The sequence below is a fragment of the Bradyrhizobium sp. UNPA324 genome, from assembly GCF_006658635.1.
GTDB lineage: Bacteria > Pseudomonadota > Alphaproteobacteria > Rhizobiales > Xanthobacteraceae > Bradyrhizobium > Bradyrhizobium nanningense.
This window is the reverse complement of record NZ_LFJD01000004.1, coordinates 4,498,154-4,517,689: the sequence shown is the minus strand read 5'-3', so window position 1 is coordinate 4,517,689 and position 19,536 is coordinate 4,498,154. Positions and strand designations below refer to the sequence as shown.

Here is a 19,536-nt window from a genome sequence, read left to right as displayed (position 1 = left end):
AGACCGACGCCACCGCCGCCGCCGCGCGTCGCCCCGCCTCCGCCGCCGCGCGCAGCGCCCCCGCCGGTGGCCGTTGCTCGGCCGGCCCCACCACCACCGCCGGTTGCGCGTCCTGCGCCACCTCCGCCTCCGATGGCACGGCCCGCGCCGCCGCCACCTCCTGTCGCGCGGGCGGCGCCGCCTCCACCACCGCCGCCGCGCCCGGCAGCGCCTCCGCCGCGTCCGGCGGCGCCGCCGGCGGCGAAGAAGTGTCCGCCCAACCAGCCGAAGTGCTAGGGGACGGCCGGGTCTCCCTGAATGGAGCCTTTCGGGGGCGAAAACCCGCCCCCGAAAGACCCTTATTTCCTTGCTTCTGGCCGAAATGGCGCTATACAGCGCGCCATCTCACACGGAAACATGGCTCACAAGGCCGTCCGGTGGCAGCCGGGGCGAGAACGCTCCGGTTTGCTCACACGTTTCCGGAGGAACCAACCGGAGAATTAGAACGATGGCGCTACCCGATTTCACTATGCGTCAGCTGCTTGAAGCTGGCGTGCACTTTGGTCACCAGTCCCACCGCTGGAATCCGAAAATGGCTCCGTTCATTTTCGGCGCTCGCAACAACATCCACATCGTCGACCTCGCGCAGACCGTGCCGATGCTGCACACCGCCTTGCAGGCGGTCAGCGACACCGTTGCCAAGGGCGGCCGCATCCTATTCGTCGGCACCAAGCGCCAGGCGCAGGACGGCGTCGCGGACGCGGCCAAGCGCTGCGCCCAGTATTTCGTCAATTCGCGCTGGCTCGGCGGCACGCTGACCAACTGGAAGACGATCTCGGCCTCGATCAAGCGCCTGCGTCACCTCGACGACGTGCTGGCGGGCGGCGATGCCAGCTCCTACACCAAGAAGGAGCGCCTGACGCTTCAGCGCGAGCGCGACAAGCTCGACCGCTCGCTCGGCGGCATCAAGGACATGGGCGGTCTGCCCGACCTGATTTTCGTGATCGATACCAACAAGGAAGACATCGCGATCCAGGAGGCCCAGCGTCTCAACATTCCGGTCGCGGCGATCGTCGACACTAATTCGGACCCGAAGGGCATCACCTATGTGGTGCCGGGCAACGACGACGCCGGCCGTGCGATCGCGCTCTATTGCGATCTGATCGCGCGCGCAGCGATCGACGGCATCTCCCGTGCCCAGGGCGATTCGGGCATTGACGTCGGCGCGTCGGCCCGTCCACTCGCTGAGGATCTACCGGCGGCTTCGTCGAGCGGCTTCCAGGGGCTTGCAGGCCCGCGCGGCACCGCCGACGACCTCAAGAAGCTCCCGGGCGTGTCGGGTGCGATCGAGAAGAAGTTCAACGACCTCGGCATCTTCCACTACTGGCAGCTCGCCGAGCTCGATCACGACACCGCGCACACGATCGGCGAAGAAGTCGGTCTGCCGAGCCGCGCGGATGCCTGGGTGGCCAAGGCCAAGGCGCTGACCGCGGAAGCGGAATAGTCAAGAGAGCGATGGGTTGGCCGGACGGGATCCGGCCACCATTTCATTCAGTTGACGCGAATTCCTGAGATGGACCGCGGCGGCGCGCTTCGAAGCCACGCCGCGGCGAACCGGCAGGCACAAAGGATTTTCAACGATGGCAACGATCACAGCTGCGATGGTCAAGGACCTGCGCGAGTCGACCGGCGCGGGCATGATGGACTGCAAGGCCGCACTGACCGAAAACGACGGCAACATGGAAGCGGCGCAGGATTGGCTGCGCAAGAAGGGCTTGTCCAAGGCCGCCAAGAAGTCGGGCCGCGTCGCGGCCGAGGGCTTGATCGGCGCGCTCACCAAGGGCACCAAGGGCGTCGTGGTCGAGGTCAACTCCGAGACCGACTTCGTCGCGCGCAACGGTCAGTTCCAGGGCCTGGTCAAGATGATCGCCCAGGTCGCCTTCGACGTCGGCGCCGATGTCGAGAAGATCAAGGCCGCCAAGGTCGGTGACGTCACGGTCGAAGCCGCGATCAATGACGCGATCGCCACCATCGGCGAGAACATGACGCTGCGCCGTGCCGCTTCGCTCGAGGTGAGCCAGGGCGTCGTGGCGCACTACGTCCACGGTGCCGTCGTCGACGGCGCCGGCAAGATGGGTGTGATCGTGGCGCTGGAATCGCCGGGCAAGGCCGACGAGCTCGCAGCGCTCGGTCGCCAGATCGCGATGCATGTCGCCGCCGCCAACCCGCTCGCGCTCGATCCGTCCGGCCTCGATCCGGCGGTCGTCAAGCGCGAGAAGGACGTGCTCGCCGACAAATATCGCCAGCAGGGCAAGCCTGAGAACGTGATCGAGAAGATCGTCGAGTCCGGCCTCAAGACCTACTACAAGGAAGTCTGCCTGCTCGAGCAGGCCTTCATCCACGACACCGGCAAGTCGGTGGCGCAGGCGGTGAAGGAGGCCGAGGGCAAGGTCGGCGGCGCTGTGAAGATCGCGGGCTTTGTGCGCTATGCTCTCGGTGAGGGAATCGAGAAGCAGGAAAGCGACTTCGCGGCCGAGGTCGCCGCGGCCAGCGGCAAGAAGTAAGCGCCGGAACGTTCCTTCCGGCGTGCCGCCGGAAGCGGCGCCCGGACAAGGAAAGTGCTCATGACTGATCCGGTCTATCGTCGCGTCGTGATCAAGCTGTCCGGCGAATATCTCGCGGGACAGCAAGGCTTTGGCATCGACCAGCCGACCGTCGACCGGGTTGCGGACGATCTGATCGCGGCCCGCAAGCTCGGCACCGAGGTTGCGGTCGTGATCGGCGGCGGCAACATCGTGCGCGGCGTCGAGGTCTCCGCCCGCGGCGTGTCGCGCCCGACCGGCGACACCATGGGCATGCTCGCCACCATGATGAACTGCCTCGCGCTGGAAGCGGCGATCGAGCGCAAGGGCGCGCCGGCGCGCACGCTATCGGCCTTCGTCATGCCCGAGATTTCGGAGCTGTTCACCCGTACTGCGGCGCACAAATATCTGGCCGAAGGGCGCATCGTGCTGCTCGGCGGCGGAACCGGTAATCCGTTCTTCACCACCGATACGACTGCAGTGCTGCGCGCCGCCGAGATCGGCGCTCAGGCAGTGCTGAAGGCGACCAATGTCGACGGCGTCTACTCGGCCGATCCGAAGAAGGATCCCGCCGCCACGCGGTTTGACCGGCTGACCCATTCGCAGGCGATCGAGGGCGGTTACAAGGTGATGGATGCGACCGCCTTCGCGCTTGCCCGCGAGACGTCGCTGCCTATCATCGTATTCTCGATCGCAGAGCCGGGGTCGATCGGCGCGATTCTGCGCGGCGTCGGCCACGGAACCATCGTCGCCGGCTGACGGCTCATCTGGCGCGCCCGAAAGGGAAGGGCGCGGGAGCGGTCGCCGGGATTTTGAAGGAGAAACGTGATGCCCACGGGTAATTTCGACCTCAACGAAGTGAAGCGCCGCATGCAGGGCGCCGTCGCCTCGCTCAAGCACGAGCTCGGCGGCTTGCGGACGGGGCGTGCCTCCGCCTCGATGCTCGATCCGGTGCAGGTCGATGCCTATGGCAGTCACATGCCGCTCAACCAGCTCGCCACCGTCAGCGTGCCGGAGCCGCGCCTGATCTCGGTGCAGGTCTGGGACAAGTCGATGGTCAAGGCGGTGGAGAAGGCGATCGTCGATTCCAATCTCGGCCTGTCGCCCGCGACCGAGGGCCAGGTGCTGCGTCTGCGCATCCCCGAGCTCAACGAGGAGCGGCGCAAGGAGCTGGTGAAGGTCGCGCATAAATATGCGGAGGCCGCCAAGGTCGCCGCGCGCCATGTCCGCCGCGACGGTCTCGACGTCCTCAAGAAGCTCGAGAAGAATCACGAGATGTCGGAGGACGACCAGAAGCGTCACGCCGACGAGGTGCAGAAGGTGACTGACGGCACCATCGCCGAGATCGATCAGTTGCTGGCCGCCAAGGAAAAAGAAATCCTCACCGTTTAAGGCATCGCCTTCATGTCCAACGCCGCCGCGCCCGCAACGGAAGGACCCGATCGGTCCGAGGCGCCCGCGCATGTCGCCATCATCATGGATGGCAACGGGCGTTGGGCGGCCGCGCGCGGTCTGCCGCGTGCGGAGGGGCATCGCCGCGGCGTCGAGGCGCTGCGCCGCGTGGTGCGTGCCTCGCATGAGCTTGGGATCCGCTATCTCACCATCTTCTCGTTCTCGTCGGAGAACTGGTCGCGCCCGGCGAGCGAGATCGGCGATCTCTTCGGCCTGCTGCGCCGCTTCATCCGCAACGATCTTGCGAGCCTGCATCGCGACGGCGTCAAGGTCCGCATCATCGGCGAGCGCGAGGGCCTCGAGAGCGACATCTGCGCACTGCTCAACGAGGCCGAGGAGCTGACGCGCGACAACACGCGCCTCACGCTCGTCGTCGCCTTCAATTACGGCTCGCGGCAGGAGATCGCGAAAGCGGCGCAAAAGCTCGCCCGCGAGGTCGCGGAAGGAAAGCGCGATCCTGCTACGATCGACGCCGAGACGCTCGGGGCGCATCTCGATGCGCCCGACATTCCCGATCCCGATCTCATCATCCGCACCAGCGGCGAGCAGCGCCTGTCCAATTTCCTGATGTGGCAGGCCGCCTATAGCGAGCTCGTGTTCGTGCCGATCCACTGGCCCGATTTCGACAAGGCGGCGCTGGAAAGCGCGATCGCCGAATTCGCCAGGCGCGAGCGCCGTTTCGGCGGCCTGGTCGCGAAAACCGCCTCGTGAGCGAACACGATTCCGCACCTGCGGGCGCAAAGCCTGCCCCGAGCAATCTGGTGATGCGGGTCCTCGCAGCGCTGGTGCTGGCGCCGCTCGCCATTGCGATCGCTTATGCCGGCGGCTGGCTATGGGCACTGCTCGTCACCCTGGTGTCGATCGGGCTGTTCGCGGAATGGCTGACGGTGGTCGGTGCAGGCTCGGCCGCGCTGACCGGGGCAGGGACGGTCGTCATCGCCATGATGGGCGCCGCCGTCGCTTTTGGCGGGCTCAAGACCTCCGTCGTCGTTGGCCTCGTCGGCGGCGCGATCGTGACGCTGATCGCGCGCGGCAAGTTCATTTGGGCGGCAACCGGATTCGCCTACGCAGCAGCGGCGCTGCTGGCCTCGATCCTGGTCCGGAAGGATCTCGTCAACGGCTTCTCCGCGCTGATGTTCGTGCTGCTGGTGGTGTGGGCGACCGATATCGGTGGCTATTTCGCCGGCCGCAGCATTGGCGGGCCGAAGCTCTGGCCGCGCGTGAGCCCGAAAAAGACCTGGGCCGGCGCGGTCGGCGGCTTCGTGGCGAGCCTTGCGGTGGCCGGAGGTTTTGCCGCGTGCGGCGTCGGGAAGGCAGTTCCACTGCTCTTGGTCAGCGCCGTCCTGTCGGTCGTCTCGCAAGCGGGCGATCTGTTCGAATCCGCGGTAAAGCGACGCTTCGGCGTCAAGGATTCCAGTCACTTAATTCCCGGACATGGCGGGCTTATGGACCGCCTGGACGGTTTTGTCGCCGCCATCCTGGCGGCATGGATTATCGGCTTTCTCCGCCATGGTGTGCATAGCGCCGGAAGCGGTCTTATGGTTTGGTGAGGATATGAGCGCGGTCCCATTGCGAAACAACAAGGCTGCGGCGTCCAGCGTCCGTAGTGTCACGGTTCTCGGCGCCACCGGCTCGATCGGCGACAGCACGATGGACCTGCTGCGCGCCTCGCCCGAGCGCTATCGCGTCGAGGCGCTGACGGCGAACGGCAACGTCGAGGCGCTGGCAAAGCTCGCGAAGGAATTTTCCGCGCGTTACGTCGCGATTGCCGACACCTCCAAGTTCGCCGAACTCAAGGCCGCGCTCGCGGGGACGGGCACGGAGTGCGGTGCCGGCGAAAGCGCGGTGATCGAAGCCGGCGCGCGTCCGGCTGATTGGGTGATGGCGGCCGTGAGCGGCGCTGCCGGATTAAAGCCGGCGCTGGCGGCGGTCGATCGCGGCGCGCATGTGGCTCTCGCCAACAAGGAATGTTTGGTTTGCGCCGGTGATTTCTTCATGCAGCGTGCGGCCAAGGCGGGCGCCTGCATCCTGCCGGCCGATTCCGAGCACAACGCGCTGTTCCAGGCCTTGGCATCGGGTAATCGCGATGAACTGGTCCGCGTCATCATCACGGCGTCGGGCGGTCCGTTCCGCACCTGGAAGCCCGCCGACATCGAGCAGGCCACGCTCGAGCAGGCCCTGAAGCACCCGAACTGGAGCATGGGCCAGAAGATCACGATCGATTCCGCCTCGATGATGAACAAGGGGCTCGAGGTGATCGAGGCGTCCTATCTGTTCGCGCTCGCGCCCGACGAGATCGACGTCCTCGTGCATCCGCAGTCCATCATCCACGGCATGGTCGAGTTCTCCGACCGTTCGGTGATGGCTCAGCTCGGCGCGCCCGACATGCGAACGCCGATTGCGCATTGCCTCGGCTGGCCCGACCGGATCAAAGGGCCGGCTGCTAAGCTCGATCTGGCCAAGATCGGCCAGCTGACTTTCGAAGCCCCCGATTTCGAGCGCTTCCCCGGGCTGCGCCTGGCTTTCGATTCGCTCCGGACCGGGAAGGGGGCGACCACCGTCTACAACGCGGCCAACGAGGTCGCGGTCGCCGCGTTCATCGCCGGCAAGATCCGGTTCGGCGCGATTGCGCGGCTGGTCGAGGCCACACTGGATGACTGGATTCGCAGCGGGAACCAGGCACCGCTGACATCCGCCGACGATGCAATCTCTGTTGACCATGTTGCGCGAAATAGGGCTGCCGCCCTATTGCCTCAAATTGCCTTAAAGGCATCCTAGTTGGTTCGGACCAGGGCCTTGCGGCGCTGGATGAGGGAATTCGATGATCGACTTTTTTACCCATAGTTTCAATACGTTGAGCCATGGGCTCCTCGGCTACGCGGTTCCCTTTCTGTTCGTCCTGACGATCGTCGTGTTCTTCCACGAGCTCGGCCATTTTTTGGTCGCGCGCTGGGTCGGCGTGCGCGTCTTGACCTTTTCACTCGGTTTCGGACCTGAGCTGGTCGGTTTCAACGACCGCCACGGCACCCGCTGGAAGATCTCGGCGATCCCGCTCGGCGGCTACGTCAAGTTCTTCGGCGACGAGAGCGAGGCCTCGACCCCGTCCGCGCAGACGCTTGCGGCCATGTCGGCCGAGGAGCGCGCCGGCAGCTTCCACCACAAGAAGGTCGCCCCGCGCGCCGCCATCGTCGCCGCCGGACCGATCGCCAACTTTATTCTGGGCGCGCTGATTTTCGCCGGCATGGCGCTGTATTACGGCAAACCGAGCACGATCGCGCGCGTCGACGGCGTGGTCGCCGACGGCGCCGCGGCCGCGGCGGGTTTCAAGGTCGGGGACGTCGTCGTCCAGATCGACGGCAAGCCGATCGAGAGCTTTGCCGACATGCAGCGAATCGTTGCGATGAATGCGGGTTCGGCGCTTGCCTTCCAGGTGAAGCGCGACGGGACCATCGTGTCGCTGACGGCAACCCCGGCGTTGCTCGAGCGCAAGGATCCGTTCGGCAATAGCCACCGTCTCGGCGTGCTCGGCGTCGAGCACAAGGCGCAGGCCGGAGAGGCCTCGACCGCGCCGGTCGGCATCGGCGAGGCGCTCAAGATCGGGGTCGAGCAGGTCTGGTTCATCATCACCAGCACCTTCAAGTTCCTGGGCTCGCTGTTCGTCGGAAACGGCAATCCCAACGAGGTCAGCGGCGTCCTGGGAATCGCGAAGATGTCGGGGCAGGCGGCCAGCGCCGGGTTCCAGTTCGTGATCAATCTGTGCGCAGTGCTGTCGGTGTCGATCGGCCTGTTGAACCTGTTCCCGATTCCGCTGCTCGATGGCGGTCACCTTATGTTCTATGCGGCGGAGGTGATCCGTGGCCGACCCCTGTCCGAGCGGACTCAGGAAATGGGGTTCCGAATCGGGCTCGGCTTGGTGCTGATGCTGATGGTGTTTGCGACCTACAACGACATCCTGCGAATGGCCGCATCTTGATGGAGGCTTTTTTGTGGCGTTGCTGTTGAGCAACGTCTTGGAATGAAATTGAAATCACGACGCTTTCGGCCGTTTGCGGCGTCGGCGAAATTGGCTACAAGCGGCCTCGACTTGGGGAATCTCCGGACCGGCGTTGGGGTGGGTCTGGCACGGAATGATAAGGGCGCGTTGCGCGATGAAGTTTGGACTGCGACTCCGGGGGGGCTTGCTCGCAACCCTGATCATGTTCGGCGCGCCGGTGGTTGCCCCGGTCGGGGCTGTTTTCGTGTCTTCGTCTGCGCTCGCTCAGACCGTTCAGTCGATTTCCGTCGAAGGAAATCGCCGCGTCGAGGTGGAGACGATCCGCTCCTATTTCAAGCCGGGTCCGGGCGGTCGCCTGGATCAAGGCGCCATCGACGACGGCCTCAAGGCGCTGATCGAGACCGGCCTGTTCCAGGACGTCAGGATCAACCGCGGTGCCGGCGGCCAGATCGTCGTCTCCGTGGTGGAAAACCCGGTGATCGGCCGGATTGCCTTCGAGGGCAACAAGAAGATCAAGGACGAGCAGCTCACCACTGAGGTCCAGTCCAAGGCGCGCGGCACCTTCTCCCGCGCCATGGTGCAGTCCGACACGCTGCGAATCGCCGAAATCTATCGCCGGTCCGGTCGCTACGACGTGCGCGTCACGCCCGAGATCATCGAGCAGCCGAACAACCGCGTCGATCTCATCTTCACGATCGAGGAGGGCGCCAAGACCGGCGTCAAGTCGATCGACTTCGTCGGCAACAACGCGTTCTCGTCCTACCGCCTCAGGGACGTCATCAAGACGCGCGAATCGAACCTGCTGAGCTTCCTCGCCAGCGGTGACATCTACGATCCCGACCGCGTCGAAGCCGACCGCGACCTGATCCGCCGCTTCTATCTCAAGAACGGTTACGCCGACGTCCAAGTGGTGGCTGCGCTCACCGAATACGATCCGGAGAAGAAGGGCTTCAACGTCACCTTCAAGATCGAGGAAGGCGCTCAATATCGCGTCGGTGCGGTCGACTTCCGCTCCAGCATTGCGAACTTCGATCCATCCTCGATGCGCGGTTATTCGCGTGTCCATGCCGGCTCGCTCTACAACGTCGAATCGGTCGAGAAGTCGGTCGAGGAGATGCAGATCGAGGCCTCGCGCCGCGGTTACGCCTTCGCCGTGGTCCGGCCGGGCGGCGACCGCAACTTCGAGGCGCACACCGTCTCCGTCGTGTTCAACATCGACGAGGGCCCACGCACCTATATCGAGCGCATCAACCTGCGCGGCAACACCCGCACGCGAGACTACGTGATCCGCCGCGAGTTCGACATCTCGGAGGGCGATGCCTACAACCGCGCCCTGGTCGACCGTGCCGAACGGCGCCTGAAGAACCTCGACTACTTCAAGAGCGTGAAGATCACGACGGAGCCCGGCTCGTCGAGCGATCGCGTGATCCTGATCGTCGACATGGAAGAGAAATCGACCGGCGACTTCTCGATCTCGGGCGGTTACTCCACCACTGACGGCGCGCTGGCCGAAGTCTCGATCTCCGAGCGCAACCTGCTCGGCCGCGGCCTGTTCGCCAAGGCGTCGGTAACCTATGGCCAGTATGCACGCGGCTACTCGCTGTCGTTCGTCGAGCCGTATCTGCTCGACTACCGCGTCGCGCTCGGCCTCGACCTCTATCAGCGCCAGCAGCTGTCCAACAGCTACATCTCCTACGGCACCAAGACGCTCGGCTTCTCGCCGCGCCTCGGCTTCTCCCTGCGTGAAGATCTGTCGCTGCAGCTGCGCTACTCGATCTACCAGCAGGAAATCACGCTGCCGTACTACCTGGCGAACTGTAACAACAATATCGGCACCTCGGCGTTCAACCCGAGCCCGGCCTTCGCCGCCGCCAACGGCATCGACCTGAGCTCGAGCAACGGCCTCGGCTGCTACAGCGACGGCGAAGCTTCGCTGCCGGTGCGCAGGGAGCTTGCCAACGGCAAGACCCTGACCTCGGCGCTCGGCTACACGCTGACCTACAACACGCTGGACAACAACAAGAACCCGACCGACGGTCTGCTCGTCGACTTCCGCCAGGATTTCGCCGGCGTCGGCGGCGACGTCACCTACCTGAAGTCCGTGATCGACGCGAAGTACTATACTCCGCTGGTGTCTGACATCGTCGGCCTCGTCCGCGTGCAGAGCGGCATGCTGAACAAGATCGGCAGCGATCTGCGCATGCTCGATCACTTCCAGATGGGCTCGAACCTCGTCCGCGGCTTTGCCCCGAACGGCATCGGTCCGCGCGATTTGAACCCGTTCGGTTCGCGGGATGCGCTCGGCGGCACTCAGTACTGGGGCGCTTCGCTCGAATTGCAGATGCCGTTCTGGTTCCTGCCGAAGGAAGTGGGTCTGAAGGGCGCGGTTTATGCCGACGCCGGCGGTCTCTATGACTATAAGGGACCGACGAGCTGGACGGCGACCAATGAGGTCAATGCGCCGGGCTGTATCCCATCGACCATCAATCCGTCGACGTCCGCAGGCACCTGTACCGGCCTCATCTACGACGACAGCAAGGTCGTCCGTTCCTCGGTTGGTGTCGGCCTGATCTGGCAGTCGCCGTTCGGTCCGCTGCGCTTCGACTACGCCGTGCCACTCAGCAAGGGCAAGTACGATCGCGTCCAGGAGTTCCGGTTCGGCGGCGGTACCACGTTCTAGTTCGATCAGCACGGCACGATCCGGATCAATGGAGCCGGTTTCCGAAAGGGATCGTGCCATTCCAAGAGATGGGGCATGATGCGGCCTGACCGCTTCATGCCGAAGCCGGACCGCGACGGGGTGGAATGGCGCAGCCGATCTTCTTCTCAAAGCCGCCTGCCTCAGCGCTGGCAGACATTGCCACGCTGGCCAAGGCCGAGCTGGTCGATCCCGGCAGGGGCGGCCACATCATCACGGGCCTTGCTTCGCTCGACGAAGCGGGCCCGATGCATCTGGCGTTCTTCGACAACCTCAAATATGCCGATGAGGTCAAGGCGACCAAGGCCGGCGCTTGCCTGGTTAGCCCGCGTTTCGAGGCCCAGGTGCCCGCCCATGTGGCCGTGCTGCGGGTGGCGCAGCCGTTCCGGGCCTTCGTCAGGATCGCGCGGGAATGGCACGGCGACGCGCTGAGGCCGCAATCATGGGTCGGCAATGACGGTGTCGCACCGTCGGCGATCATCGATCCCTCGGCCCGGCTCGAGGATGGCGTGATTGTTGATCCCCTGGCGGTGATCGGCCCGGATGTGGAGATCGGCAGCGGCACGGTGATCGGCGTCGGGGCGGTGATCGGTCCCGGGGTCAAGATCGGCCGGGACTGCAACGTCGGCGCCCGCACCGCGATCCAGTGTACCCTGATCGGCAACAACGTGCTGATCCATCCCGGCTGCTCGATCGGCCAGGACGGCTACGGCTTCATCTTCTTCGGCCCCGAGGGCCATCTGAAGGTGCCGCAGACCGGCCGGGTGCTGATCCAGAACGACGTCGAGGTCGGCGCCGGGACCACGATCGACCGCGGCAGTTTACGGGACACCGTGATCGGCGAGGGGACCAAAATCGACAATCAGGTCCAGATCGGCCACAATGTGACGATTGGCCGGCACTGTCTGCTAGCGGCCCAGATCGGCCTCGCCGGCAGCCTGACCATCGGCGACAACGTAGCGCTGGGAGCAAAGGTTGGCATCAACAACCACCTCAAGATCGGCGATGGGGCCCAGGTGACCGCGATGAGCGGCGTCAAGGACGACATCCCGCCGGGCGGACGCTGGGGTGGCTTCTTTGCCAAGCCGACCAAGCAATGGTTCAAGGAGATCATCGCGGTGGAGCGCCTGGTACGCGACAGCAAGGCCGATGCGAAGGACGAGGGACGGGAATGACGGCGGAATCACCTGTGAAGTTCGAGCTGGTGGATATCAACGCGATCCTCCAGACCCTGCCGCACCGTTTTCCGATGCTGCTGATCGACCGCGTGATCAACATCCGCGCCGACTACAGCGGCATCGGCATCAAGAACGTCACCTTCAACGAGCCGGCGTTCCAGGGGCATTTCCCGGAGCGCCCGGTCTATCCCGGCGTGATGATGATCGAGGCGATGGCGCAGACGGCAGGCGTGATTGGCATCAAGTCAGTCGAAGGCACCGAGAAGCCGCGCGCGGTCTATTTTCTCACCATCGACAAGTGCAAGTTCCGCAAGCCGGTGCTGCCCGGTGACACCATCGAGTATCACATGCGCTCGCTCGGCCGCCGCAAGGCCATGTGGTGGTTTCACGGCGATGCCAAGGTCAACGGGCAGGTGGTTGCGGAAGCCGATGTCGGCGCCATGCTGACGGACTGAACGGCTTCGTTCCCCGCGGGACGGGGCTCACGCGCTGCAATCGTAGCGGCGGCCGGCGGTCTCGCGCCGGATATGCCGATTGAAGAACTGGCCCATGGACGGCGCGCCCAGAAGCTGGTCGACCGTCTTGTCCGCGATGCCGCAATAGCGCGCATAGAAGCCGCCCGTCGCGACGACGAGATCGTGCCGCGTGGGATCGTAACAGACGCGCTGGAGCACCGTGCTGCGATTGATGTCGCGGCATTCGAATGTTGCGAGGTTGATGGTGCCGCGATCACCGGTCTCCACCGTCTCGGATACGATCGGCGTGGCGACGAGCTGTGCGAGCAGAACTGCCAAGGCCCTGACCACGAATGCTGAAGCTCCGCATGAACTTGCTGACGGACCGGGACGGCCGCCTCATCCGATACTTGAAACACGGCGAGATGATACGTCACTGGACAGGCCGGGCATAGACGCGCTAACCACCGGAAAACCGAACGACTTCAACACATAATCAGAACTTCCTAACGAGTAAGATTGCTTGATGAGCAAGATTGATCCCACCGCACGGGTCGCGGACGGCGCCGTGATCGGCGAGGGCACCGAGATCGGGCCCTATTGCATCATCGGCCCGAATGTCGTGATCGGCGCGAACTGCAGGCTGATCGGGCAGGTCACAATCATCGGCCACACTTCAGTCGGCGACGGCTGTGTGATCTCACCGTTTGTGGTGCTCGGCGGTGCGCCCCAGGATCTCAGCTACAAGGGTGAGCCGACCACGCTCGAGATCGGTTCCGGCTGTACCATTCGTGAAGGTGCGACGATGAACGTCGGCACCGTCAAGGGCGGTGGGAAGACGCGCGTCGGCAGCGGCGGCTACTTCATGAACAACAGCCATGTCGGCCATGATTGCATGGTCGGCGACAACGTGATCTTCGCGACGTCGGCGACGCTCGGGGGCCATTGCGAGATCGGCGATGCCGTCTATATCGGCGGCCTGTCCGCGGTGCATCAGTTCACGCGCATCGGCCCGTATGTGATGGTTGGCGGCGTCTGCGGCGTGCGCGACGACGTCATCCCGTACGGACTGGTCAACGGTCAGTACGCGGTGCTGGAGAGCCTTAACCTGATTGGCATGAAGCGGCGCAAGTTCACCAAGCAGCGGCTGGCGACGGTGCGTGGGTTCTACCAAAAGCTCTTCCACGGCCCCGGCACCTTCGCCGCGCGGCTGGAAGCCTGCAGGCCGCTCGCGGGCGAAGATCCGGCGATCGCCGAGATCCTCGACTTCATCGGCAAGGGCAAACGCCCGCTCTGCCTTCCCGCCATCGCGAAGTGACTTTGCAATGGCCCCGGGCATGACATCGGCGGCGTCAGAGATTTCTTCGCCGGTCGGCATCGTCGCCGGCGGCGGTGCCATGCCGTTCGCGGTCGCCGACTCGCTTGCCGCCCGCGGCATCACCCCGGTGCTGTTCCCGCTGCGGGGGGCCTGCGATCCGGCGCGGGTGGAGAAATTCCGTCACCGCTGGATTTCGGTCGGCCAGCTCGGCCGCGCCATGCGGCTGTTTCGCGAGGAAGGCTGCCGCGACCTGATCTTCATCGGAACGCTGGTGCGCCCCTCGCTCGCGGAGATCCGGTTCGACGTCAAGACGTTGCGCCTGCTCGGCAACGTCATCCGCGCCTTCCGCGGCGGCGACGATCATCTCTTGTCCGGCGTCGGCCGCCTCCTCGAGCAGGACGGCTTTCGCATGGTCGGCATCAAGGACGTCGCCCCGGATCTTCTGATGCCCGAGGGCTGCATCAGTCGCGCCTGGCCGAACGACAACAGCAAGACCGACATCGAGCGGGGCCGTGCGGTGCTGGCCGCGCTCGGTCCGTTCGACATCGGCCAAGCCGCGGTGGTGATCGACGGGCATGTGGTGGCGGTCGAGGACATCGAGGGCACCGACGCGCTGCTCGCGCGCGTCGCGCGGCTGCGCGAGGAGGGCCGTATTCGCGCGGCCGCCGGCCGCGGCGTGCTGGTGAAGGCGCCGAAGAGCGGCCAGGATCTGCGCTTTGACCTGCCGACGATCGGTCCGCGCACGCTCGAAGGTGTTGCCGCCGCAGGGCTCGCCGGCATCGCCGTCATCGCCGGTAACACCATCGCCGCCGAGCCGCAGGCGATGATCGCGCTGGCCGACGCGAAATATCTCTTCGTCATCGGCTTGCCGGCGTGATGCAGCCACGCGATCCCAAGCGCAAGATCTTCCTGATCGCCACGGAGGAATCCGGCGACCGGCTCGGCAGCGCCTTGATGAAGGTGCTGCGCCAACGCCTCGGCGACGGCGTCGAATTCGCAGGCGTCGGCGGCCGCACCATGGCGCGCGAGGGGCTGGTATCGCTGTTTCCGATCGAGGAGCTGTCGATCGTCGGTTTCGCCGCGGTGATGCAGCAATTGCCGAAGATCCTGCGGTTGATCCGCAACACAGCGGACGCCGTGATTGAGGCGGTGCCCGACGCGCTCATCATCATCGACAGTCCGGATTTCACGCATCGCGTCGCCCGCCGCGTGCGCGCGAAGAATTCCGCGATTCCCGTGGTCGATTACGTCTCGCCGCAGCTTTGGGCGTGGCGGCCGGGACGGGCGCGGACCATGCTCGGCTATGTCGACCACGTTCTCGGTCTCCTGCCGTTCGAGCCCGAGGAATACCGCAAGCTCGGCGGACCGCCATGCAGCTATGTCGGCCATCCCCTGATCGAGCAATTGTCCTCGCTGCGGCCGAATGCGGAGGAGCAGACACGCCGCAACACTGAGCCGCCGGTGCTGCTGGTGCTGCCCGGCAGCCGTCGCAGCGAGGTCAGGCACCACCTCAATGTGTTCGGCGCAACGCTCGGCCGCTTGCAGGCGGAAGGCCACGCCTTCGACCTGATGCTGCCCACCATGCCGCATCTGGAAGCGACCATCCGCGAAGGCATCGCGAATTGGCCGGTCAAGCCGCAGATCGTGATCGGTGAGAACGAGAAGCGCGCCGCGTTCCGCATCGCGCGTGCGGCGCTGGCCAAATCCGGCACGGTGACGCTGGAGCTTGCGCTATCAGGCATTCCCATGGTGACGGCCTATCGCGTCGGCGCGATCGAGGCCTTCATCCTGCGCCGCGCCATCCGCGTCTCCTCGGTGATCCTTGCCAATCTCGTGATCGGCAAGGATGTCATTCCGGAGTTCCTGCAGGAGGAGTGCACGCCGGACAAGCTGGCGCCCGCGCTCACTGATGTGCTGACGGATTCTCCGCTGCGGCGACAGCAGGTCGAGGCCTTTGCCCAGCTCGACACCATCATGTCGACCGGCAACAAGTCACCGAGCGTGCTGGCCGCGGACATCGTGCTGGCGACGATGCGCAAGGGCGGGGGAACGAGCTAGGCTAGGCGCGCCTCGCAAGCGTCGGCTTGCAGCGGCCCGGCGGAAGTTACTTGATTCGGCCGCGATCGGCTCCAAGCAGAGGTTAAGCTGTTCGCGCGGCAAGCCGCTAATGTGGCCGTGCCGCCATTGCGCACAAGTTGGCTATCTAATTGGAAGTTCTGTGTCCGAAACGCCGGATCCAGAAATTGGTCCGGAGCAGCCTAATAGTGCTGCGATGTTGGCTATTCTGCTGCCAATCTTAAACGATATCGAAGCGGTGCCCGATTTCGTGCGTATCCTCAGTACGTGTGCAGCAATGAACCAATCGTCTGCTTTTGTGCCTGCCGCCAACACTGCCTCCCGAGGTTCAAGGCCTTGATGTTAGTTCCTACGCATGTGAGGAGGTTCATGCTCGCTTGCGAGCCTTAGGGGTGCCCAGCTGTTGGGCAGCCGCATTGAGCAGAGGCGCTATAGCGATGGCACACCAGCGGCACCTCCCCAGACCTTCAGACACGCATTCGGCATTCCTGCTCCGGTCGTATCTCCCGAAATGATTTTCTGATCAGGAAGCCAAGCAGGAATGTCTGCATTTGGCCGTCAGCTGAACACCGCGAGAGCCGTTGCCATGTCTGCGGCCGGAGGAATGCCGGACGTCGCCTAATGATGGGCAGACCACTGCTTTTGGCCCATAGCGGACCCTGCTGCAATCGTAGAAGTCAACCGCATTTGATCGATCGCGACCATCCTCAGGCGAATGCCGCCGGAGCAACGGGCTCGCTAAATTGCAGCATAGACCGCTGCAAGGTGCTAACCTCACCAGCGAATGGCGTGGCCCATACGAGGGGGGACACATGCGACGGCGGGAGTTTATTGGAAATCTCGGCATTTTTGGCGCTGCAGCAGGATCGACATTGTTTGGTCGGGGCTCAAGCGCGCAGACTGTGCGAAAACGTCCCCTCATCGCATGGGCGGGAGCTGCGCCTCCGGGGGTGACGTTGCCCCAATTCATCGTAGACTTGGCCTTCGGCAATTTCGTTAAGGGGCTCTCCGAGTTCGGCTACGAGCAAGGGCGGAACATCGATATCGTTCGGCGAACGGACATCTTCCCGGACCGGGTACCACCCATTGAGGAAATGGTGGCTCTGCTCAAACCCGATATCATCGCTGTGCCTGCAACGCTGGAAGCCGTCGCTGCCCGAAAGGCAACATCGACAATACCGATTGTCTGTCCCGCGCTTGCCGATGCGGTCCATCTCGGCTTGATTGCCAGCGAGGCTCGCCCAGGAGGAAATGTAACGGGCATTGAGCCCTACCTCGCGGGTTTGCCGACCAAGCAAATTGAACTCGCGCGAGAAATCGCTCCGAAGGCACGGCGCATCGGACTGCTGACCAACATGAACGATCCCAAGGGGCCGCCTCAAGTCGGGGATTTGAGGGCAGCTTGTGGGGCGTTGAGCCTCAGCGTGGTCGAAGCAGATACCAGTGCGGCGAAGGACATCCCGAATGCACTTGCTGCGCTGGCGAACGAAAAGGTCGATGTCGCCGTTGTCCTTCAGACCAACCTGCTGCTCAATATGAGCGAGCAGATCGGCGCTATCACGCTTGAAAAGCGGCTGCCGACGGTCTTCGGATATCGCGAGCACGTTATCCACGGCGGCCTCGTGAGCTATGGCGTCGACTTGCGCTGGTGCTTTCGTCGCGCCGGCTATTTTGTGGACAAGATACTCAGGGGGACGCACCCCGGCGACCTCCCCATCGAATTTCCAAGCAAGCTGTGGCTGGCAGTCAACCTCAAGACGGCAAAGGTACTCGACGTCGCGATACCAGCAGCACTCCTCGCCCGCGCCGACGAGGTGATTGAATAGTTCCGCTCGTGGCCCAAGGGCGACCTGCGTCAATGTTTGCTTGACGTCTCCTTTGGAGAGCAAAGCCGACCTGACATGAACTTCGAGCGCAGGCCCTAGGCAAGGCCCGCATCGACGCGAAAACACTGGCTGGTGATGCGCTGGCTTTCGTCGGAGGCGAGGAACAGCGCCATGTTGGCGATGTCCTCGGGCGTCACCGCATCGGGAACGGCCTGCCGCGAGCGCATCTCGGTGATGACACGTTCGTCCGGATACCACAGCCGGCGCTGCCGTTCGGTGACGACCATGCCGGGGGCAATCGCGTTGACGCGGATGCGATCGGGGCCGACCGATCGAGCCAGCGAGTTGGTGAAGCCGACGATCGCTGCTTTGGCACCGGCATAGACCGGCAGCGCCGGCGCACCGCGCATCCAGGCGATCGACGACATGTTGATGATCGAGCCGCCGCCGCGCGCCTGCATCTGCGGCACCACCGCTTGCGCGGCAAAGAACACGTGCTTGAAATTGACGCCGATCATCCAGTCGAATTCGGCGGGCGTCACCTCCGCGAGCACCTGGCGCTGGTCATTGGCGGCGTTGTTGACGAGCACAGCGGCGTTACCGAGCGATCGCTGGACCTCCGCCATGGCAGCGCGCAAGGCGTCGATGTCGAGGAGGTCGCAGGGCACGAACAGCGGCGCGGTACCACATGCGGACGCGACCTCCGCAACCAACGCTCCGCCGGCTGCTTCGTCGATATCGAGGAACGCGACGTGGGCGCGCTGGGCGGCGAAGGCGCGCACGAAGGCCGCACCAATGCCGCTTGCGCCGCCGGTGATCAGCACCACGTGGTCCGCTAGGCCGGCATAGCTCGTCTTGGTCATGCGATCAGTCGCTCCGTCTCGGGGTCGAACAGGCAAACGCGGCGGGTGTCGAGCGCGAAAGAGGCGGACGCGCCGGGCACGGGCCGGATATCGGGCGAGATGCGCGCCATCGCCGTCTCGCCCCCGAGCCGCAGCGACACCATCGTCTCGGCTCCGGTCGGCTCGACCATGTCCACGGGCGCGTCGACGAGGACGGGCGCATCGTTCGAAAACGCGCGGCTGCCCTCGGCAATGCATTCCGGCCTGATCCCGAACACCACGTCGCGTCCGACAAAGGGCGCTGCGCCATCATAGTCTCTCAGGCGCAGACGGATCTCGTCCGGCCGGCCTGCGCCGATCACGACCACCAGCCCGTCGTTCTCGGCCTCGAGCCGTGCCGGTATCGTGTTCATCGGGGGCGAGCCCATGAACCGCGCGACGAACAAATTGGCGGGATAGCGGTACACGGTATCGGGCTCGGCGAATTGCTGCACGCGGCCCTGATGCATCACGGCGATCCGTGTTGCCATCGTCATGGCCTCGATCTGGTCGTGGGTGACATAGACGATGGTGGCGCCGATGCGCTGGTGCAGGCGCTTGATCTCCATCCGCATCTCCACGCGCAGCTTGGCGTCGAGATTGGAGAGCGGCTCGTCGAACAGGAAGAGCAGGGGATCCCGGACCAGTGCGCGTCCCATCGCGACGCGCTGGCGCTGGCCGCCGGAAAGCTGCGACGGCTTGCGGCCGAGCAGCGTCTCGATCTGAAGGAGTTTTGCGACATTCGCGACCGCCTTCTCCTGCTCGGCCTTGGGCACATGACGGCATTCCATGCCGAAGGTGATGTTCTGCCGCACCGTCATCGACGGATAGAGCGCGTAAGACTGGAACACCATGGCAATGTCGCGGTCCTTCGGCGGGACGTCGTTGACGACGCGTCCGCCGATCTCGATCGTCCCCGCGCTCGGGTAGTCGAGCCCAGCGACGATGTTGAGCAGTGTGGACTTGCCGCAGCCGGAGGGGCCGACCAGCACCGTGAATTCGCCGCTCTCGATGTCGAGTGCGATGTCCTTCAGCACCTCCAGATTGGCGTAGCGTTTGGACAGGGCGCGAATGCTCAGTGCTGCCATGACGACTCC

General features: G+C 64.6%; 18 protein-coding genes. 15 read left to right on the top strand and 3 right to left on the bottom strand.

All coding sequences use genetic code 11. The features are described 5' to 3' along the window. The first annotated feature begins 487 nt into the window (after positions 1-487). From UNPA324_RS21730 to fabZ, 11 genes are all read left to right on the top strand, one after another. Positions 488-1,483 (top strand): 30S ribosomal protein S2, encoded by a 996-nt coding sequence (locus UNPA324_RS21730; protein WP_128919326.1) that lies wholly within the window; start codon positions 488-490, stop codon positions 1,481-1,483. Positions 1,484-1,619: 136 nt separating this feature from the next. After that, the gene (gene tsf / locus UNPA324_RS21725; RefSeq protein ID WP_128919327.1) at positions 1,620-2,543 is read left to right on the top strand and encodes a translation elongation factor Ts; all 924 of its coding nucleotides are present in this window, start codon (positions 1,620-1,622) and stop codon (positions 2,541-2,543) included. Between the two features lie 60 nt (positions 2,544-2,603). Further along, positions 2,604-3,320 (top strand): UMP kinase, encoded by a 717-nt coding sequence (pyrH, locus tag UNPA324_RS21720; RefSeq protein ID WP_128919328.1) that lies wholly within the window; start codon positions 2,604-2,606, stop codon positions 3,318-3,320. Between the two features lie 69 nt (positions 3,321-3,389). Continuing rightward, on the top strand, positions 3,390-3,953 hold the full coding sequence (gene frr / locus UNPA324_RS21715; protein WP_128919329.1) for a ribosome recycling factor: 564 nt from the start codon (positions 3,390-3,392) through the stop codon (positions 3,951-3,953). Between the two features lie 12 nt (positions 3,954-3,965). Then, on the top strand, positions 3,966-4,724 hold the full coding sequence (locus tag UNPA324_RS21710; protein WP_141935861.1) for an isoprenyl transferase: 759 nt from the start codon (positions 3,966-3,968) through the stop codon (positions 4,722-4,724). Beyond that, complete coding sequence (locus UNPA324_RS21705) at positions 4,721-5,563, top strand: phosphatidate cytidylyltransferase (protein ID WP_128919331.1); 843 nt, start codon at positions 4,721-4,723, stop codon at positions 5,561-5,563. The genes UNPA324_RS21710 and UNPA324_RS21705 overlap by 4 nt, the downstream gene beginning before the upstream one ends. A gap of 4 nt (positions 5,564-5,567) precedes the next feature. Further along, on the top strand, positions 5,568-6,791 hold the full coding sequence (gene dxr / locus UNPA324_RS21700) for a 1-deoxy-D-xylulose-5-phosphate reductoisomerase (protein ID WP_128919332.1): 1,224 nt from the start codon (positions 5,568-5,570) through the stop codon (positions 6,789-6,791). Positions 6,792-6,834: 43 nt separating this feature from the next. Beyond that, positions 6,835-7,986 (top strand): RIP metalloprotease RseP, encoded by a 1,152-nt coding sequence (gene rseP, locus UNPA324_RS21695; RefSeq protein ID WP_141935859.1) that lies wholly within the window; start codon positions 6,835-6,837, stop codon positions 7,984-7,986. A gap of 175 nt (positions 7,987-8,161) precedes the next feature. After that, on the top strand, positions 8,162-10,687 hold the full coding sequence (gene bamA, locus UNPA324_RS21690; RefSeq protein WP_128919334.1) for an outer membrane protein assembly factor BamA: 2,526 nt from the start codon (positions 8,162-8,164) through the stop codon (positions 10,685-10,687). A gap of 125 nt (positions 10,688-10,812) precedes the next feature. Beyond that, the gene (gene lpxD / locus UNPA324_RS21685) at positions 10,813-11,880 is read left to right on the top strand and encodes a UDP-3-O-(3-hydroxymyristoyl)glucosamine N-acyltransferase (RefSeq protein WP_141935857.1); all 1,068 of its coding nucleotides are present in this window, start codon (positions 10,813-10,815) and stop codon (positions 11,878-11,880) included. After that, positions 11,877-12,338: a 3-hydroxyacyl-ACP dehydratase FabZ gene (gene fabZ, locus UNPA324_RS21680; RefSeq protein ID WP_024341283.1), complete on the top strand. Its 462-nt coding sequence runs from the start codon at positions 11,877-11,879 to the stop codon at positions 12,336-12,338. Before lpxD ends, fabZ begins: the two co-directional genes overlap by 4 nt. Before the next feature lie 27 nt (positions 12,339-12,365). Here fabZ and UNPA324_RS21675 read toward each other — a convergent pair whose 3' ends face one another. Next, positions 12,366-12,689 carry a KTSC domain-containing protein gene (locus tag UNPA324_RS21675; RefSeq protein WP_141935855.1) on the bottom strand — a complete coding sequence of 108 codons (324 nt, stop codon included), beginning with the start codon at positions 12,687-12,689 and terminating at the stop codon, positions 12,366-12,368. A 175-nt stretch (positions 12,690-12,864) separates the two neighbouring features. Between UNPA324_RS21675 and lpxA the strand changes: the two genes are divergently transcribed. The 4 genes from lpxA to UNPA324_RS21655 all read left to right on the top strand — a co-directional run bounded on the left by lpxA (position 12,865) and on the right by UNPA324_RS21655 (position 17,558). Then, complete coding sequence (gene lpxA / locus UNPA324_RS21670) at positions 12,865-13,656, top strand: acyl-ACP--UDP-N-acetylglucosamine O-acyltransferase (protein WP_128948552.1); 792 nt, start codon at positions 12,865-12,867, stop codon at positions 13,654-13,656. 19 nt (positions 13,657-13,675) lie between these two features. Next, complete coding sequence (locus UNPA324_RS21665; protein ID WP_164936260.1) at positions 13,676-14,533, top strand: LpxI family protein; 858 nt, start codon at positions 13,676-13,678, stop codon at positions 14,531-14,533. Beyond that, on the top strand, positions 14,530-15,714 hold the full coding sequence (lpxB, locus tag UNPA324_RS21660; protein ID WP_141935853.1) for a lipid-A-disaccharide synthase: 1,185 nt from the start codon (positions 14,530-14,532) through the stop codon (positions 15,712-15,714). The genes UNPA324_RS21665 and lpxB overlap by 4 nt, the downstream gene beginning before the upstream one ends. Positions 15,715-16,682: 968 nt before the next feature. Then, the gene (locus UNPA324_RS21655; RefSeq protein WP_245471882.1) at positions 16,683-17,558 is read left to right on the top strand and encodes an ABC transporter substrate-binding protein; all 876 of its coding nucleotides are present in this window, start codon (positions 16,683-16,685) and stop codon (positions 17,556-17,558) included. A gap of 95 nt (positions 17,559-17,653) precedes the next feature. Here the strand turns inward: UNPA324_RS21655 and UNPA324_RS21650 are convergent, their stop codons facing one another. Together UNPA324_RS21650 and UNPA324_RS21645 are read right to left on the bottom strand one after the other, a co-directional pair. Further along, entirely contained in the window at positions 17,654-18,421 is a 768-nt protein-coding gene (locus tag UNPA324_RS21650; RefSeq protein ID WP_141935852.1) for an SDR family NAD(P)-dependent oxidoreductase, read from the bottom strand. Continuing rightward, positions 18,418-19,527 carry an ABC transporter ATP-binding protein gene (locus UNPA324_RS21645; protein ID WP_128919342.1) on the bottom strand — a complete coding sequence of 370 codons (1,110 nt, stop codon included), beginning with the start codon at positions 19,525-19,527 and terminating at the stop codon, positions 18,418-18,420. The genes UNPA324_RS21650 and UNPA324_RS21645 overlap by 4 nt, the downstream gene beginning before the upstream one ends. Positions 19,528-19,536 lie beyond the last annotated feature (9 nt).

Coding starts and splice junctions, on each gene's coding strand:
- frr (WP_128919329.1), top strand. CDS start 3,390: ATGCCCACGGGTAATTTCGACCTCAACGAAGTGAAGCGCCGCATGCAG.
- UNPA324_RS21730 (WP_128919326.1), top strand. CDS start 488: ATGGCGCTACCCGATTTCACTATGCGTCAGCTGCTTGAAGCTGGCGTG.
- UNPA324_RS21645 (WP_128919342.1), bottom strand. CDS start 19,527: ATGGCAGCACTGAGCATTCGCGCCCTGTCCAAACGCTACGCCAATCTG.
- lpxA (WP_128948552.1), top strand. CDS start 12,865: ATGAGCAAGATTGATCCCACCGCACGGGTCGCGGACGGCGCCGTGATC.
- lpxD (WP_141935857.1), top strand. CDS start 10,813: ATGGCGCAGCCGATCTTCTTCTCAAAGCCGCCTGCCTCAGCGCTGGCA.
- UNPA324_RS21665 (WP_164936260.1), top strand. CDS start 13,676: ATGACATCGGCGGCGTCAGAGATTTCTTCGCCGGTCGGCATCGTCGCC.
- fabZ (WP_024341283.1), top strand. CDS start 11,877: ATGACGGCGGAATCACCTGTGAAGTTCGAGCTGGTGGATATCAACGCG.
- tsf (WP_128919327.1), top strand. CDS start 1,620: ATGGCAACGATCACAGCTGCGATGGTCAAGGACCTGCGCGAGTCGACC.
- bamA (WP_128919334.1), top strand. CDS start 8,162: ATGAAGTTTGGACTGCGACTCCGGGGGGGCTTGCTCGCAACCCTGATC.
- dxr (WP_128919332.1), top strand. CDS start 5,568: ATGAGCGCGGTCCCATTGCGAAACAACAAGGCTGCGGCGTCCAGCGTC.
- UNPA324_RS21650 (WP_141935852.1), bottom strand. CDS start 18,421: ATGACCAAGACGAGCTATGCCGGCCTAGCGGACCACGTGGTGCTGATC.
- UNPA324_RS21710 (WP_141935861.1), top strand. CDS start 3,966: ATGTCCAACGCCGCCGCGCCCGCAACGGAAGGACCCGATCGGTCCGAG.
- rseP (WP_141935859.1), top strand. CDS start 6,835: ATGATCGACTTTTTTACCCATAGTTTCAATACGTTGAGCCATGGGCTC.
- pyrH (WP_128919328.1), top strand. CDS start 2,604: ATGACTGATCCGGTCTATCGTCGCGTCGTGATCAAGCTGTCCGGCGAA.